The sequence below is a fragment of the Enterovibrio sp. QJM3NY_24 genome (genome assembly GCF_057786035.1).
Window position 1 is genome coordinate 1324501 of sequence record NZ_CM173519.1, and the last position, 15651, is coordinate 1340151.

The window sequence follows — 15651 nt, forward strand, 5'->3', positions numbered from 1 at the left end:
GTGATGAATAGCACCTCTGCGCACGTTTTACTGTCAGAGCGTTTGAGCGATGCAATCGCGTCGCTCGATTCGGTACCGATTGCCCGAGTGACGGGTCGCTTAGTCAAAGTGAACGGGTTGATGCTGCAAGCCGTTGGCTGCCGTTTCAAACTCGAACAGCGTTGCTTGGTCGAAACGGCTGAAGGCGACATGATTGAAGCGCAAGTCGTGGGTTTTGACCACAACGTGGCGTACCTGATGCCCATCCGTCGCCTTGGCGGGTTGTTCGCAGGCGCGAAAGTGATACCGCTGGAAGGCGACAGCACCGTGCAACTTGGCGCGAACTGGCTAGGACGCGTAGTGAACGGGCAGGGCGAAGCCATTGATGATGGCCCAGAGCTGAAAGGCGGCGAGCGTGTTTCCCTCGAACCTAAACCGATCAACCCACTAAAACGCCGCCCGGTAGATACCCCACTCAACATGGGTGTGCGCGCGATTAACGGCTTGTTGACTGTTGGTAAAGGCCAGCGCATTGGCCTTATGGCAGGCAGCGGCGTGGGTAAAAGTGTCTTGATGGGCATGATTTCCCAAAACACCGAAGCTGACGTGATTGTGGTCGGATTGATTGGCGAACGCGGACGTGAAGTACGTGAGTTCATTGAACGTAACCTAACGCCAGAAGCCCGTAAACGCGCCATTGTGGTAGCCGCACCCGCGGATGAATCGCCGCTGATGCGCCTTCGCGCTACCTTGCTTTGTCACCGTGTTGCAGAGTATTTCCGCGACCAAGGCAAAGATGTCTTGCTGCTGATGGATTCACTCACGCGTTATGCCATGGCGCAGCGTGAAATTGCCCTTTCCCTCGGCGAGCCGCCCGCCTCGCGTGGTTATCCGCCATCTGTCTTTAGTTTGTTGCCGCAGTTGCTTGAACGTGCAGGTAACAGTGAAAACCAACATGGCAGCTTAACGGCCATTTATACCGTGTTGGCAGAAGGAGACGATCAACAAGATCCTGTGGTGGATTCCGCTCGCGCGATTTTGGATGGTCACGTCATATTGTCGCGCCAATTGGCCGAACAGGGACATTACCCTGCGATTGATATCAATGCGTCGATTAGCCGTTGCATGTCGGGTTGCACGCAGCCAGCACACACCACCATCGCCAATCAGTTTCGCACCTTGTATTCCAACTACCTGCAAGTAAAAGAACTGCTGCCTTTGGGGGGGTATCAACCGGGGCAAGACCCAGAGCTTGATCGCGCTGTTGCCATGTATCCGCAGCTCAAAGGCTATCTGTTGCAAGGCGCGGATGAATCCGCCGATTACTCAAGCAGTCTGACTGATCTCGCGCAGATGTTTCAGCAGCAGTAGGCGTAGTACTCATCGCATTAACGTTCGCAAGCGCGATCAAGGAGACAGCGTATGGACGCAAAAATCAAAGCGTGTGGCAAACTACAACAAGTAGAAGAAAAGCGCCGCGACCGTGTCGGCCAGCAGCTTGAATCCATGCGCGCGCGCCACGCTCACCTTGAAGGTAAACTCGGGCTATTGTCTGAACTTAAAACCCACGCCAATCAATCTGCCACTCTACAAACCGCTACTCAGCAAGCAACTTTCAACAGCGCCGCGCTGATGAACCTCTCCCGCGTCGATCAAATGCTACAAAAGCTATTGGTTCACTGCGAACATGAGCAAGCGGTATTGCAGGCGCAATGTTCTTCTGTGCAAAAGGAACTGGAACAACGGCACGCCCGTGTTCAAGGGCTAGAAAAAGCGTTAGATCGCTGGAAAGCCAAGCAGCGCTATGAGAAAGCGAGAAAAGAGCAGAGGTTGCTGGAGGAGATGATCAACGCCCGTCTGAAGAGACGGGCGGTTTGAGGGAGGTTGTAGTGATTAGTTACCCTTATTTCAAACTTTTTCTATAACTGACAGGGTTGAAGTTATTGAGAGTTAAGCCAACGGCTTTATTTTCTTCTGCTGCCGACTCATTAAATGAAGACACTGCGCGAAGAATAGTTCCTGCTTGAAAATACTCTTCTACATCAAGTAGCGCTTTTTGTAGTGGATAAACAGTCTGATCTAAAGAAAGGCCTTGGAGTATTTGTAAAAGTACCATTTTTCTATTTGCCTGCATTTGCGACACAATGGCCCCTAATGACGCATCAAAATATGCATTCTTATCTATTGATGCTTTAACGCCAGTGATGGTTGCTGAAGTTGCAGCAAGGATTGCTTGAGTACTTGAAACAGTTGACAATGCGCCTGCTGAACTAAGTAGTAGAATTGCAGAATCTGTTGTTATTCCTAATTTAGAATTTTCCGATGTTATTGATTTCAAAAACTGATTGAAATGAAGATCTATTGCTCGAATCCTCCCATAGGTTATTTCATTGCGTAATAGGTGTTTTTTGTTGTTTGGAGTGTTTTCAAAGGTTGTGATAATTTTTGGAGAAAAATATAAATTAAGAGACTTCAACTCATCATCAATATTTCCAGATCGATTTGGAGTGCCTTCAATGACTGAGCATGCACTAAAGGATATCACGAAAAAAACAAGAATAAGTGATTTTAATATATAACTCATTGGATTAACACCTGAAGATTATGTAATGGTTCTATATCCAATTACTTTTGACGAAGGGTAAGATGTTATATTTACTGAATTGCATTGGTTTCCACCAAGCAATAGAACCTGTGAACCTTCTGCGCCGACAAAGAACCCAACATGTCCTTGCCATGGCTTAGTTCCTCTCTTTAAAATTGTTATGCAGCCAATGGTCGGAGTTTCAGTTATTTTGCCCCAGTTTAGCCATGACCGCGCTGCTGCTGAGTTCGTTCCGTCATGCCCGCTATTAATAACGCACCAATTAACGAAACTAGAACACCACGGAGTTTCATCATCAGTGGCAGAAAGAGTGGTTGTTTTGTGGTACTCAATTATTCGTGGGTTATGCTCACTACCTTCCCATTCGTTTATAATTGACTCCATCTCCTCCTGGGCAATGAGATACCATGATGGTAGTTCATTTCTTGTGGGTGTTTTTAGTAAGCTGGATTCTTCAGTTCTAAATGGGATATTTATTGGTTCTGACCTAAATGCAAAGTCTCTGCTTTCAATTTGTTTGTTTATTTTTAATAGTTCTTTGTGGTCTATTCCTAGGTTCTCGGATATAGACTTCAGTTTCATTTCTTCATTTGATCTATAAATTGTATACATGACCATTTTACTGCCTTCTTATTCGTCATGTTCATAGTGTATTATAGCGTCGAGACGGATGGTTGTTTTTTATTTAAGACATTTTTTGGTTTTAAAAATAAAAATTTGATTATTAAGTTATTTTACATAATTTGTTTTTAGATTGCTTTATCTAGACAAAACAACGCCTATCCTGCACAGTCATGACCATACCAATAACCAGAAAGGAAGAGAGATGTTTAGTCATGTAATGATTGGTTCCAATGACATGGAAAAATCAAAAGCTTTCTATGATGCAACGTTGGCAGTGTTGGGTTACTCAGAAGGGATGATTGATGAAAAAGGTCGCTGTTTCTATCTAACCCAAGATGGGGTGCTTGGGATTACTAAACCGATCAATGGCGAGTCAGCGTCACACGGTAACGGTATGACCATTGGTTTTAAGGCGAGTAGCCCTGAGCAGGCGAAGGCATGGCATGAAGCGGGTATCGCGAATGGTGGCACTCCATGTGAAGAACCGCCGGGTGTTCGCGCAAATAGCAGAATGAGCCTGTATTTGGCTTACTTACTTGATCCATCGGGCAATAAAATATGCGCAATGTACGTGATGCCAGCTGAAAGTTAATTGTCAGTGTCTTATTCACCCTGTGATTGAGTGACTCAAAGAGGGCTAGCATGCGAACATGCTGGCCCTTTATCATTTCATGTTCTAAATTTTCAGCCACATTGCTTGTCGTTCAGGCTTTTTGTCTTTATCTCGGCTGATGGTCAAAGTTACCCCGAGCGTAATGATGATGGAAGAGACCAGCAGCTTTAACCCCGCGTTGTGTGGATGAAGAATGCTCTGAATGATCTCCGCCCAGACCCCGTAAGTGATATCCAACCCCATGGCTATTGTCGCCCCGATTTTGTGGATGGACACATAGTAAAGCCACGTCGAAAACGCGCCCAATGACGCCGATAAGGCATTGATACGTGATACCACGCTCGATTCGTCTAAGCACTGGATTGAACACATCAAAGAAGACCATGGCAGGTTCGCTATCGCGTCGCCTGCATTGAGGAGCAAAAACCGAAAAATAATTGAGTGGTGAAAGAACGAGATGTTCCATATGAGTTTTATCTTATAGATTTATTTGTGGAATTATTCCCCTTACTTAGTGCATTCATCTGTGTTGAAGCCGGAGGGATCTAGGATTCCATTACATTGATGCATCTTTTTTTTAAGATGTATGGCTGTTTTAGGGGTTAATAGGCCTTGTTGATCAAATCGTTAAGCTAACGAATTGATCCTATTTGATTTTAACGGCCTAACCAGTTGGTTTTCTAACAGGCATACCGAGTCTTATGACTTTGTTCATTGCCTTGACGTTCGCTAACGCTTCTCCGACTTGTGCGTTGTAATCTCTTAACGTCAATTTTGGACTGAGTAACTGCTTATAGCGGTACATCGCCGTTTCTGACAATGACCGTTTGTGATAACCACTTTCTTGTTTCCACGTGGCGAGATCACCCGATTTTAAGGCGCTTACAGCTATGTTTCGAGGATGCCCTTCCTCCCAAAAACCTGCGTTACTTCTCGGAGGAATGGTGGGTGTTATCCCCTTATTTTTCAATACACGATGGCACGCTTTAGTATCATAAGCACCGTCAGCGCTCACTTGTTGAATCTTTCGACGAAGCGGATTCAACAACGTCGGTAAGACTTCATTATCACCAACACTATCCAAGCTCACTTCAGCAGCAATGGTCTCGTGCGTAGCGGCATCAATAGCGAGGTGCAACTTACGCCATACTCGGCGTTTTTCTTTACCATGCTTACGCATTTTCCATTCACCTTCCCCATACACTTTTAGACCAGTGGCATCGATGACGACATGAGCGATAGGCCCACGGCTTGGAGAACGATAGTGAACTTCGACGGTCTTTGCTCGCTTGCTAATACAGCTATAAGAAGGAGACGTCAGTGGAACATCCATGAGCACAAACAGCGAGTTAATGAATCCTTCGAGTGCTCGCAAAGGGAGCTTGAAAACTCCTTTGATCATCAATGCCGTCTCAATCGATGCATCACTAAATTGGAAACCCCGACCACGCTTCCCATGGTGTTTATTGCAGCGCCAAGATTTGATGGCAGCAGCATCAATCCAAAAGGTGACCGAGCCACGATTTTTCAGGGCTTGGTTGTATTCTTTCCAGTTGCTGATCTTGTGCTTGGATTTGCCCATCATCATCTACCTGTTTGAGGTCCTGATGATCTGATCGCGGCTATTGATATTAGTTCAATGATTTAGGAAACAACGCCGGGTTAATACCTAAAGCCACTCTTTAGCCGCACTAATATCCTCAATGAGCGGTTCTTCAACGCGCTTATCTAGTCTCTAGCGGAACGCGGATTTACCGGGCTAAAACTCGTATCAAATGGAACCATTGAGGAAGTATTGATGAAAAAACTAATCGTAGTGTTATCCCTTTTCCTTCTATCTGCTTGCGGATTTGAGGCGACCAAAACCTACAAAGTTACGTTGAGTAGTCAACAGGCTGTGCCTTTGAATGCCTCTGAGCAAACAGCCAATGCGAAAGTGGAGCTTGATGAAAAACGCAAAAGACTGAGAGCGAGGCTTTACGTTAATGATGTTGATGGATATTTGTTCTCACACATACATTTAGGCGGCATTGGGCAAACTGGGCCTGTTGAGTTCACCTTCGAAGAGCCCAAAAGGAGACCATGGGAGTCAAAGACGGATTCAAAGCATAAAAAGTATCTTGTTGTTGAAGTTAACCACCTAAGTTATTCGGACATGGAAGCGCTGCGCAATGGCGATTGGTATGTCAATGTACATACACAAGCCTACCCTTCGGGAGAACTGCGCGCGCAAGTGGTGCCGAAAACCACCACGATCCTTTCATTTATGGTTGATGGGAGTCAGGAAGTCCCTGTTGTCACAACAGATGCAAGTGGGCAAGGGTACCTAAAATATGACAGCGTCGAGAAAGCGCTAAATATGCGAGTCAATACACAGGGGATTGATGATGCGATCGCCGCGCACATCCACAGCGGCCGTGTCGGCACAACGGGCGGTGTGCTGGTGGCGCTAGATCAGGATGGCGAAGATCCTAACGTTTGGACAGCGCCTGTGGACACTGCAGTAGACAGCGACACGTTTGAAGACATGCTTTCTGGCGGGTATTACGCTAATTTCCACACGCCTGCGAATACAGGCGGGGAGATCCGTGGGCAAGTATTCTCGGCGGATTATTCTTTGTTTACCTTCCCATTGAGTGGCAGTCAGGAAGTGCCAACCGTCACCACTTCTGCCTCGGGTAATGGTTATGCCTTACTGAACACAAAAAGCGGCTCACTGGATCTAAAAGTCGTGACGTCCGGCGTGGATGATGCCGTTGCTGCGCATATTCACAAAGGCGAAGCGGGTGCCAATGGTGGCGTTGTTATTGGGCTAGAACAAAGCGCTGACAACGTGGCTGCTTGGATGACACCAGACAGCACGACACTTGATGACAATCAGAAAGAGGATTTCGTGTCGGCGGGTAACTATGTCAATGTGCATACGCCAGCCAACCCTTCTGGTGAAATTCGCGGGCAAATTGTGCCGTAATCTCGCTTATTACCTTAATCACCTCGGCGTGCACAACACGAAATTGAGTTACTGTTAGGGTAAACAAAGGCACTCGGTTTAGGTTGTTATAAAAGATTGCGGGCTCGGAATGAGTCCGCAATTTTTTTTCGCCTCGCCAATTTTTTTGTTGCAGCGGAGTTTCCTAAAAAAAGCGTTTACGAGACCTATTCTAAATTGACTGGAGTGCTGCCCCTAAAAACTGATGTACGACATTATGTGATACCAGCGTATGTATTTTAAGCTATTGATCTTGTTCTCAGTAGCTTGTTAAGTGAAGTCTGAATCGTCGGAGGAAAAAGCATTGCGGCATCTTTTCGTGTTCAAGACATTTAACCTTGGCTCCGTCGACTTCGCTTGAAAAGACTGTTAGCACGGAGCCGACGCTTAACGTTGAATCAAATCAATTCCAAAATCTTAGATATTCAATCCCTCCATCCAGTGGAATAATGTCCACGCCTTTTTCTGTTCCTTTTTTGTTGGTGTTTAATGTTGGTCGAAAGACGTGCTTCTTTGATTTTACTTGTTGCTACTGTGTTGGCTGCCTGGGGATGGATTTTCTCGAAAGAGGCGATTCAGGGTATGCCGCCGTTTGGGTTTATCGGCCTGCGCTTCATTTTGGCATCCTTGTGTATCCTGCCGTTTTGCTTTGGCAAACTGAAAGTCGTTGATAGGGGCGATTTGACGCGAGCAGCAGGAGTGGGCTGCGTGCTGGCATGTGCGATTTTGTTCTGGATTTTCGCCATGTCTGTCAGCACCTCGCTGGGGGAAGGCGCGTTTATCATGAGCCTTTCCATGCTGATTGTGCCGCCCGTCGCGTGGTTGCTGTATAAGCAAGCGCCGCCGAGGATATTCTGGTTTTCGATGCCGATTGCCGTGGTGGGTTTGGCGTTGCTCTCACTGGGTGGTGTGGGCTGGCAGCTCTCGCCAAGTCAGATTTGGTTCTTGCTGGCGGCGTTGTTTCTCGCTGTTCACTTTAATTTGAACAACCGCTATGCACAGCGTATTCCGACCTTGGTGCTGACTTGTGTGCAACTGTTCTCTACGGGTGTGGTTGCGACCATCGCTTCGTTGCTGACCGAAACATGGCCCGACACCATACCTCCGACAGTGTGGGGCTGGTTTACGCTGAGTGTGCTGGTGGCAACAAGTTTGCGTTACTTAATGCAGACGCTTGGCCAGAAGGGAGCAAGCGCTGCAAATGCGGCCATTATTATGATCCTTGAACCTGTTTGGACGGTGATCCTGAGCGTGGTGTGGTATCACGAATCAATGCCTGCGCATAAAATTGCAGGCTGTGCGTTGATTTTATTGTCGCTGTTGGTTTATCGCGGAACCCAACCGCTGCGTGATTTTATGCGGAAAAAATCACGGTAGTGTGCGAATCAATCACGAAGCAGGCGAGACATGAGTCTCGCCTTCTTTTTGCCTAGCAGTTTGTCTAAGTTGTATAAGGATTGCTCTACGCGAGACCGTGTACATAAGATGCTCGCTATTGCGATTTCTCACTGAGTCTACGACCTAATCCAACAGCATAAGACGAGCTTCGCGTTTGCAGTAGGGGATCATTAGACGGCTCGATACCGTCGCTGAGCATGGTCGGGTCAAAGGTGATATCTTCGCATTTCCCTTCGGGGGTAATAGATTCAATGACCAAACGTGCCGCGTTGAACGTAACATGCTCACCTTCCCAGCGCTTTGCCGCGTCGTCGACCATGTCTTGTGGGTTGGCAATCGTGACGACCATGTTCCAACTCACTTCTCCGCTTTCTAGGCTTTTTTGCAGATTCTCAAAGTAGAAATCGCTTCCTGTTTCTACCGATATGTCGTGTTTGCTGGTCGGCACAAAGGCAAACCTGAACGCGACTTTTTCTCCTTGGTCGTTCACCAAGTAGAAGCTGTTCACACTGTTGTAGCTCATGTCTTCATAAGGCTTTAGTGTGTTGTCTCTTTTTGCCATGTGCGCCTTGAACGCTTTTATTTCTGGGTACTTCTCTTTGACGGCGGCGAGTGCCTCTTTGCCTTTGAGCGTTGCTTGATTGAGTTCCAGAAAGGCTTCAGGTGTTGAAACAGGGAAGAAATCTAGCGTGTTTACCGCCATTCGAGTGATCCCACCGTTTACGTCTTGCATAGACAGTCCGAGACCATAATCGCTAGGTACATCGTCAGGCGCATCGATATTGCCGCCTTTGTGCGAAAGTCGACCTATCACTTTCGTTGATGCTTGGAACAATGGGCTGTTGGTGTAACGGGTGATGTTTGTGGCGATAGGTTCAAATCGCCCTTCAAAACAAAAACCTTTGGTATGGTTTCTGCGTTTTCCTTCGGTAATACCAAATATTGATTCAAACACATCCACGCTATCCACGGCGAGGTTTGGGTTGGTTGAAGCAATAGTGGGTGACGCGACGAGTCCAAGCGCTGCGGCGCATAGAATAGACTTATTCATTGATCTCTCCTTGCTGAATAACCAGACAAATTATTTTCAATAAACAGTTCGTTAGTTAATAGTTTGCGTGCGAACAATTGCGTTAATATGTTGGTCTGACTTGTAGAAAAAATCAACGATTGGCAGTCTCTATCCTGAGAGTTTTAACAATGTCATAAAATAGATTTTCTATATCAGATAGATATGGCTAAGGCTTATTGCTTGATTCATAAAATGAAGGTGGCCAAACTGTTAGTGCACAAATTGTTTGGGTTGATGATAGTGGCCGGTTTTGCCATAGTGACGAAATAATAAAGATAAAAAGGACAAGGATTAGCCCATGGGACCCAAGCATATCGATCAAATTTGCTTCAACTTATATTCGACGTCCAGCATGATCACTCAGGCTTACAAGCCATTGCTTGAACCCTTTAAACTCACTTATCCGCAGTTTGTTGTGATGATGTCATTGTGGCAAGAACAGGATGTATCGGTGACCGGACTTGCACAATCTGTTGGTTTATCCAAGGCGACCGTCACACCTATTATTAAGCGCTTACAGAGCGTTGGTTATGTCACGAAGACGCTTGTTGAGGGCAATGAAAGGCAAAAATCGGTCGCGTTAACCGACGAAGGCAAGAAACTCGCTAGGGCGGGAAAGAAGGTGGCGAAACAGGCACTTTGTGCAACGGGGCTGACAGAAAGTGAAGCTGATACCATGATTTCTTTAAGTCAAAAAATCCGTCAGCATTTGGCTTCATAGCTCATAGCTCATAGCTCATAGCTTCTTTGCCAACGTGCCTTGCTAGGTGCTAGGTGCTAGGTGCTAGGTGCTTGGTTGCGAAAAGGTTTACAGCCCTAGTCGGTTACTTGGACTCTGTGCGTCGAGCCTTTTTCACTGGCCTGTATCACAAGGCATACCATGATTAGCCCCATGCCAACCCAACCTTGCATAGGGATAATTTCGCCAACAATCCAAACCGCAAAACAGGCCGCGACCACAGGTTCAAACAGAGTGAGTAGTGTCGCTTTGCTGGCGTTCACATGTCTAAGCCCAAAACCAAAAATCAAGTAACCCAAAAACATCGGGATCAATGCCATATAGGTAACAACGAGAGTGTTACTGAGGCTTGAAAATAGATGTTCGCCGGTGAACATCAGGGTAGGGAGTAGCAGCATGGCACCCAAGCCGAAAATGCCCCCCATCGCCGATTCAGACTGCACGCCGTTTTCAATTAAACGTTTTGCAACCCATGCATAAATGGCGTAGGTCAGCGCGGCAAGTAGCCCAAGCATGACGCCAAAAAGCTTGTCAGATTGTTGCGTTGCGGTTTGCGCATGTGATGACTCTGCAAAGGTAAGCATGACAATTCCAATTGTCCCCAGAACAACACTAAGTAACCAACGCGGCGTAATCGCACTAGCTTTGCCAAAAAGACGCTCAATGATAACGGCCATGAAAGGGGCGCAGGCAATAGAAACCACCGTGCCGACGGCGACGCCCGCCAAACGCATTGAGGAGTAAAACGCCAACGGATATACCGCAAGTGCAATGGCTCCAATGAGCAATGTCGTGCGGTGTTGCAGCAGCAACTGCCCATCTTTTCGTAGCGATTTACGTGCAGTGATGGCCAGTAATAGGCCGCCAATACCTGTGGCGAAAGCGCCAATCGCCAGTGAACTAATTTGTGGGGCGAAGTTCGCTACCGTACCCGTTGTTCCCCAAAGCACGGAGGACAACAGGATGACCAAGCTGGCTTGCAATGCGGAGTCCATGTTCAAGAAGGTGCGTTTCATCGTGCTGCGTGCCCTGTCTAATCCTTTAAGCTGACAATAATCCTAACGGAAATAGCTGAAGAAGACTTTGCAGAAAGGACGCATTACTACGCCGAGAGGGCGCTTTTCTATTCATCCAGTATGTCGATGATAAATTGTGTGTGGTGATGTATTAGCGAGAAAAATCTCTGGGAGAGAGGCCAAAACTGGCGGAGAAGCGACGGCTAAACGCAGAGACATCAGTGTAGCCAACGCGTTCAGCGACTAATTGAACAGGCAAGTCGGTGTGTATGAGCAAAGCCTTGGCTTTTTCCATTCTCTGCTCGGTAATGTATTGATAGGCACTGACGCCCAAGGCTTCTTTGAATCGCTTCTTAAATTGGGTTGGGCTGAGGCAGGCGACTTTCGCTAGACTTTCAATGGTCAGGTTAGTTTCTAGATGTTCAATAATGCATGTTTGCGCCGCGCGAATACGCGGGTCGACAAGTGGGTTGCCGCTTTGCTGTTGCAGTAACAACATAAAGACATCGACTAGCGATTTTTCAAGCTTATCATCCAGCTGAAACTCTAATTGTTTTTCGACAAAGTAGAGAAAACTAAGGAGCGGTGGCGTGATGGAAAATACCGCGAGGTTAGATGTATGAAGATTGTCTGGTAGCGATGAAAGATCAGCAATGATAAAACGCGCTGCTTCGTCAGCTGTAAAGTGATGTTGCACGCCAGATTCGATCACCACGCATTCGCCCACCCCGACGCCACCGTTGTAATCGGTCAGTTCGATATGAATCGTGCCTTGTATTGGCAAGACCAACTGGTGATAGTCATGCGCGTGACTTTGCCGCTGGCGGGTGTATGAACGAATGCTTAGGCTGTTTTCCATGTATAGAGACAATTCCTTTTTTGCTATTAGAACTTACCGCCATTGGTCCATTCATGTTTTGGCGGTACGATTTCTTCATTGATCCACAGCTCGACAATTTTTCCGCTTTCCAATCGGAACATGTCGAAACGCGCGGTTTCGATACCGCCTTTCATGACTCGGCTGTAGGTCACCACAACGTTGCCTTGCCCGATCAGTTTAAAGACTTGATCGTAACTGCCAATGCACTGTTCAAGTGATGCAACATCTGAGCCCTGGTGAGTCACTAAAGAAGCGGTGTCGACGAAGGCGTGCAGTTTGTCAGCTTGTCCCAATACCATGACGTCGCACATGAATTCGCGAACACGCGCTTTGTTAGCTTCTGTGGCGTCTTCATCTTCAATACCAATGTGACCATTGAGCTGATTAACATCGTCGGATTCGTTACCTTCATAGGCGGAGATGACATCCCAATGCTCGATGATTTTATCGTTGCTGTCGGTATCGAACAGATCCGTTGTCACCCATTTTGCTTCACCGTTATTGATGTCTTGGAACACCTGAGCAAAAACATATTGTCCGTCGACGACAGAGCGGATAACACGAATGTCTCTGACAGGGCAACGTAGAAGGAAAGATTCAAAAAATTCAACGAAACCTTCAATGCCATTTTTGACACCCGTGCTGTGCTGAATGTAACGGTCGCCGGTGTATTGAGTGACGGCTTGGCGAGCATTGCCATCACGAATGCCTTCCATGTACAAATTCGTCGCGTTTTGTAGTTTTGGGTTCATGTTGCATTCCTTCTTTGGATCTACGCGCAACCACAGGCGAAGCGCCGAGTTCATGGGGGAGAACGAGAACAGTCAAACAGAGAGATTTGACTCTATCATTTGTGGCAACGCATTCGTTCTCAAATGATAGACGAGACATGAAGCAAATCGGTGGGGGCAGGAGGCGACCGGACCCTATGAGTCACCGCGCTCCTTTACGAATGGTGGTCAGCTCCAGCGGTCTTGGCGTTTAACTTCATCGCTGAAGTTCGAGGAGAAGGCTTTCATTTTTCCTTTGAGTAGCCTTTTTCTGCCATCCGGTGTGCGGGTATATATCAGTTCTGACAGGCTGACGTTCTTGCACCAAGATTTGTAGAAAATCATCGCGGTGTCTTTCTTGGCACCAAACCTAAGCGGAACCGCATGATAATCATCTCGCGTCATTCCGAGGAATTTCCCTTCTCGAATCACCAAATATCTTGGGTTACCAATCGGTGCGAGAATTTCGTGTAGGCAGTCTGCAAACAGGGAAGATTCATAGAAGGTGCAACCTGACAGCGACAAGAAGAAAGCGCCTTCATGGGTTTTTATGACGTTGACTTTCATTTGCCGAATCGATGTTTCGACAAAGCCAGCCTGACAAAGTGCTTCGGCCAACGCAACGCCAATTTGTTTCAACGCACCGTCAACAGGCAGGTAACGGAGTACGACTTTAAGCGTAAAAATTGTTTTCGGCAGCTTATAAATCAAAGTACCAGCGATAACCAAGGCCAAAACCGGCAGTATGGTTGAGGGGGAATGTTTCAAGGTGCTCATCGCAGCCAGTACGCCGCTAGTGATTGCGCCAGCGAGTTGAATCGCCAAATAGCCGAAAGAGCGCTTGAGTAGATAGCCACGAATGGCAGGCAGCTTGTTGGTTTTGACTGATGGAACCACTCGGGCGGTTTCTTCCAAAGAAAGCGCCTGATGCCAGCGCGTCGCAACAATCCTTATTTTGTGAAAACGACGCGTCATTTGGCGGTTATTGGCGGTAATCGGCGAAGCCATTTCGACATTCATAGGCGAATCAATGGCTGTTGCTTTCATGCGGTCAAAACCGCTTTCAATGGTCAGCGTTTTTTCGGAGAGTCCGACAAAGGTTTCAAAGCGTTGTTTGAGGCTGTAAAAATCGGACCAGCCAGCAAAAGATTTGGCATTGATGGCAGCCAAATGCCATATAGCGCTAATTTTGTCTTTGTTGGCGGGGTCAATGCGAATGGCGCGTCCACGCATTTGGTTGGTGAGCATGAATGAGCCCACTGAGCTTGCGAGGATCAGTGAATTTATGGCGGGGGCATCCCAGCCTTCACCAAGCAGTGATCGCGTGCCAATCAGCACGTTGATGTCACCGTTCATCAACAAGGCAGTAAAAGCCCCCGTTAATTGATTGAGTGGCGCAGAGACTTTTTGGTATTGCTGTTGGCTTCCCATTGGTTCAGTTTTGACGTTGTTGCTACTGATATGGGTGAGCAAAGCGGGTAGCAAGGCCGTTGGAATAATACTTAAACGGCCTGTTAATAATGCAATTTGACCAGATACGGGAGATGACGTGGTGATGGCTTTGAATATTGGCCATGCCCCGAGGTTCACTTCGCCAGTGTCCATTCCTGATGCAAGGGCTTCGTCTCGGATGTAATCCGTTAAAATCACTTGGCGAAGGTCATTGCCGCGTTGTTTGAGCTCGAGCTGGTGGATCTCGCAGCAACCTTCAATTTTTGAGGCGCTTAATGACAGAGATCGTTCAATTCTTCTTGAACGCTCTAACGAAAGTTCACGTTTGTTGAGCAACTCAGAGGTATTCAGTTGTTTCTTTAATTGCTCAACAAACAGCAGGTGTTCGTTTTCGTGCGGGTAGGTTTTTGAAAACAGCAGCGCCGCAATCAACACTTGCCAACGATGTCTCCCTAGCTCGGGAATGTCGTCATGCCTGAGGTCGAGCAACTGCATGAGTTTTTGATTATCAGGACGTTGCTTTGCTTTCATAAAGCTGAGGATCGCAATGGCGATTTCGGGCTCTTTGATCAACGCTTGTTCAATGTCGTCTTGGTGTAACCAAGGGTGAGATAAAACCGCGCTTTCAAAAGCCTCACTCGCCATCAAGGTATGGCAGAGTGTGGATACGCGCTGGTCATATTCCTCAACTTGTTGCTGTTCTGATGACGTGGCGTTACATGCCCACAGGTAATCTTGATGCGCGCATAACGTGCCCGCTTTGACGAGTTCGGGGACGGAAATTTCTTCATCAATTGGGCCGCAAAGCTTCTCATATCTCGCCCACTCATGGCCTTGCGAATCGTAAGGCGGGGTGGCGGTGAGTGACACCAATGTGATGTTGGGGAAATGCTCGCAGACTTTTTCTAATGCTCGCCACCATTCGTTTCTTAAGTGGTGGGCTTCATCAAGGATAAGCACTTCAATGTTGTGCTGCTCAAGCAGTTGAATGAAGCTGTTTAGCTCATCGTCTTTCAATCCGTTGTCATTGTCTAGTCGCTCGGCTTCGTCGTTCTCTTCGCCAGTTAACGCATCCGTTCCCAGCGCGTCAGCAACTTTGGCGTGTAGCGCTTGATAGGTGATGGATGTAAGGGTTTTGGGATGGTGAATCGAACGACTCACCCAATCGAGGGACTGCGCATCATCAGTGGCGCAAAAATCTTTCAGCCTGTCTATCCACTGATCGCGAATGATGCGTGTTGGTGAAAGCACCAATGTCGGTTTTCTGAGGATGCGAAAGACTTCGAGACCGAGCGTCGTTTTTCCTGCACCGGGAGCGGCGACGATATGCAGACGTTTGTCACTGAGGTGTTCATGCACCGCGTTAAGTACGCGGTGTTGATAGGGACGCCACGGATAGCAAAACGTCATGGTATCAAATGGCATGTATCATCCTTTTTATCTGCATCCTGTCCTTCGCAAAGCGATGCTTTAACAAAAGCCTCGTTTTCGTGAGTACCACGTTTTGATCTGTC

At 47.3% G+C, this 15651-nt stretch carries 15 protein-coding genes; 6 read left to right on the forward strand and 9 right to left on the reverse strand.

The window, feature by feature from the left end; all coding sequences use genetic code 11:
• The first annotated feature begins 3 nt into the window (after positions 1–3).
• Both fliI and fliJ read left to right on the forward strand, forming a co-directional pair.
• Entirely contained in the window at positions 4–1350 is a 1347-nt protein-coding gene (gene fliI, locus AC3CIC_RS05900; RefSeq protein WP_488515875.1) for a flagellar protein export ATPase FliI, read from the forward strand.
• Between the two features lie 51 nt (positions 1351–1401).
• On the forward strand, positions 1402–1857 hold the full coding sequence (fliJ, locus tag AC3CIC_RS05905; RefSeq protein WP_488515592.1) for a flagellar export protein FliJ: 456 nt from the start codon (positions 1402–1404) through the stop codon (positions 1855–1857).
• Between the two features lie 25 nt (positions 1858–1882).
• Here fliJ and AC3CIC_RS05910 read toward each other — a convergent pair whose 3' ends face one another.
• Both AC3CIC_RS05910 and AC3CIC_RS05915 read right to left on the reverse strand, forming a co-directional pair.
• Positions 1883–2563 carry a hypothetical protein gene (locus AC3CIC_RS05910; RefSeq protein WP_488515593.1) on the reverse strand — a complete coding sequence of 227 codons (681 nt, stop codon included), beginning with the start codon at positions 2561–2563 and terminating at the stop codon, positions 1883–1885.
• An 18-nt stretch (positions 2564–2581) separates the two neighbouring features.
• Positions 2582–3202, reverse strand: a complete 621-nt coding sequence (locus tag AC3CIC_RS05915; RefSeq protein ID WP_488515594.1) for a TIGR02594 family protein — start codon at positions 3200–3202, stop codon at positions 2582–2584.
• Between the two features lie 208 nt (positions 3203–3410).
• Here AC3CIC_RS05915 and AC3CIC_RS05920 point away from each other — a divergent pair, with 208 nt between their 5' ends.
• Positions 3411–3800, forward strand: coding sequence for a VOC family protein (locus AC3CIC_RS05920; RefSeq protein ID WP_016959233.1), 390 nt, complete (start codon positions 3411–3413; stop codon positions 3798–3800).
• Positions 3801–3884: 84 nt separating this feature from the next.
• Here the strand turns inward: AC3CIC_RS05920 and AC3CIC_RS05925 are convergent, their stop codons facing one another.
• Positions 3885–4193 carry a hypothetical protein gene (locus AC3CIC_RS05925; RefSeq protein WP_488515595.1) on the reverse strand — a complete coding sequence of 103 codons (309 nt, stop codon included), beginning with the start codon at positions 4191–4193 and terminating at the stop codon, positions 3885–3887.
• A gap of 292 nt (positions 4194–4485) precedes the next feature.
• Positions 4486–5403 carry an IS5 family transposase gene (locus AC3CIC_RS05930; RefSeq protein ID WP_488515876.1) on the reverse strand — a complete coding sequence of 306 codons (918 nt, stop codon included), beginning with the start codon at positions 5401–5403 and terminating at the stop codon, positions 4486–4488.
• Between the two features lie 216 nt (positions 5404–5619).
• Here AC3CIC_RS05930 and AC3CIC_RS05935 point away from each other — a divergent pair, with 216 nt between their 5' ends.
• Positions 5620–6792: a CHRD domain-containing protein gene (locus AC3CIC_RS05935; protein WP_488515596.1), complete on the forward strand. Its 1173-nt coding sequence runs from the start codon at positions 5620–5622 to the stop codon at positions 6790–6792.
• A 507-nt stretch (positions 6793–7299) separates the two neighbouring features.
• A complete protein-coding gene (locus AC3CIC_RS05940; RefSeq protein WP_016959232.1) occupies positions 7300–8187 on the forward strand; it encodes a DMT family transporter in 888 nt (295 codons plus the stop codon).
• 115 nt (positions 8188–8302) lie between these two features.
• On the opposite strand, the gene AC3CIC_RS05945 is transcribed toward AC3CIC_RS05940, so the two are convergent.
• Complete coding sequence (locus tag AC3CIC_RS05945; protein WP_488515597.1) at positions 8303–9259, reverse strand: catalase; 957 nt, start codon at positions 9257–9259, stop codon at positions 8303–8305.
• 319 nt (positions 9260–9578) lie between these two features.
• Between AC3CIC_RS05945 and AC3CIC_RS05950 the strand changes: the two genes are divergently transcribed.
• Positions 9579–10001 (forward strand): MarR family winged helix-turn-helix transcriptional regulator, encoded by a 423-nt coding sequence (locus tag AC3CIC_RS05950; RefSeq protein WP_488515598.1) that lies wholly within the window; start codon positions 9579–9581, stop codon positions 9999–10001.
• Between the two features lie 95 nt (positions 10002–10096).
• Here the strand turns inward: AC3CIC_RS05950 and AC3CIC_RS05955 are convergent, their stop codons facing one another.
• The 4 genes from AC3CIC_RS05955 to AC3CIC_RS05970 all read right to left on the reverse strand — a co-directional run bounded on the left by AC3CIC_RS05955 (position 10097) and on the right by AC3CIC_RS05970 (position 15562).
• Complete coding sequence (locus AC3CIC_RS05955; RefSeq protein WP_488515599.1) at positions 10097–11035, reverse strand: DMT family transporter; 939 nt, start codon at positions 11033–11035, stop codon at positions 10097–10099.
• Between the two features lie 151 nt (positions 11036–11186).
• A complete protein-coding gene (locus AC3CIC_RS05960; RefSeq protein ID WP_488515600.1) occupies positions 11187–11894 on the reverse strand; it encodes a helix-turn-helix domain-containing protein in 708 nt (235 codons plus the stop codon).
• 26 nt (positions 11895–11920) lie between these two features.
• Positions 11921–12667 (reverse strand): nuclear transport factor 2 family protein, encoded by a 747-nt coding sequence (locus AC3CIC_RS05965; protein ID WP_488515601.1) that lies wholly within the window; start codon positions 12665–12667, stop codon positions 11921–11923.
• Positions 12668–12874: 207 nt separating this feature from the next.
• Positions 12875–15562, reverse strand: coding sequence for a DEAD/DEAH box helicase family protein (locus AC3CIC_RS05970; RefSeq protein WP_488515602.1), 2688 nt, complete (start codon positions 15560–15562; stop codon positions 12875–12877).
• Positions 15563–15651 lie beyond the last annotated feature (89 nt).

Bases quoted from the DNA above. Each gene is read 5' to 3' on its own strand.
- fliJ (WP_488515592.1), top strand. From the start codon at position 1,402: ATGGACGCAAAAATCAAAGCGTGTGGCAAACTACAACAAGTAGAAGAA.
- AC3CIC_RS05955 (WP_488515599.1), bottom strand. From the start codon at position 11,035: ATGAAACGCACCTTCTTGAACATGGACTCCGCATTGCAAGCCAGCTTG.
- AC3CIC_RS05950 (WP_488515598.1), top strand. From the start codon at position 9,579: ATGGGACCCAAGCATATCGATCAAATTTGCTTCAACTTATATTCGACG.
- AC3CIC_RS05935 (WP_488515596.1), top strand. From the start codon at position 5,620: ATGAAAAAACTAATCGTAGTGTTATCCCTTTTCCTTCTATCTGCTTGC.
- AC3CIC_RS05945 (WP_488515597.1), bottom strand. From the start codon at position 9,259: ATGAATAAGTCTATTCTATGCGCCGCAGCGCTTGGACTCGTCGCGTCA.
- fliI (WP_488515875.1), top strand. From the start codon at position 4: ATGAATAGCACCTCTGCGCACGTTTTACTGTCAGAGCGTTTGAGCGAT.
- AC3CIC_RS05920 (WP_016959233.1), top strand. From the start codon at position 3,411: ATGTTTAGTCATGTAATGATTGGTTCCAATGACATGGAAAAATCAAAA.
- AC3CIC_RS05970 (WP_488515602.1), bottom strand. From the start codon at position 15,562: ATGCCATTTGATACCATGACGTTTTGCTATCCGTGGCGTCCCTATCAA.
- AC3CIC_RS05965 (WP_488515601.1), bottom strand. From the start codon at position 12,667: ATGAACCCAAAACTACAAAACGCGACGAATTTGTACATGGAAGGCATT.
- AC3CIC_RS05940 (WP_016959232.1), top strand. From the start codon at position 7,300: ATGTTGGTCGAAAGACGTGCTTCTTTGATTTTACTTGTTGCTACTGTG.
- AC3CIC_RS05930 (WP_488515876.1), bottom strand. From the start codon at position 5,403: ATGGGCAAATCCAAGCACAAGATCAGCAACTGGAAAGAATACAACCAA.
- AC3CIC_RS05960 (WP_488515600.1), bottom strand. From the start codon at position 11,894: ATGGAAAACAGCCTAAGCATTCGTTCATACACCCGCCAGCGGCAAAGT.
- AC3CIC_RS05915 (WP_488515594.1), bottom strand. From the start codon at position 3,202: ATGGTCATGTATACAATTTATAGATCAAATGAAGAAATGAAACTGAAG.
- AC3CIC_RS05910 (WP_488515593.1), bottom strand. From the start codon at position 2,563: ATGAGTTATATATTAAAATCACTTATTCTTGTTTTTTTCGTGATATCC.
- AC3CIC_RS05925 (WP_488515595.1), bottom strand. From the start codon at position 4,193: ATGTGTTCAATCCAGTGCTTAGACGAATCGAGCGTGGTATCACGTATC.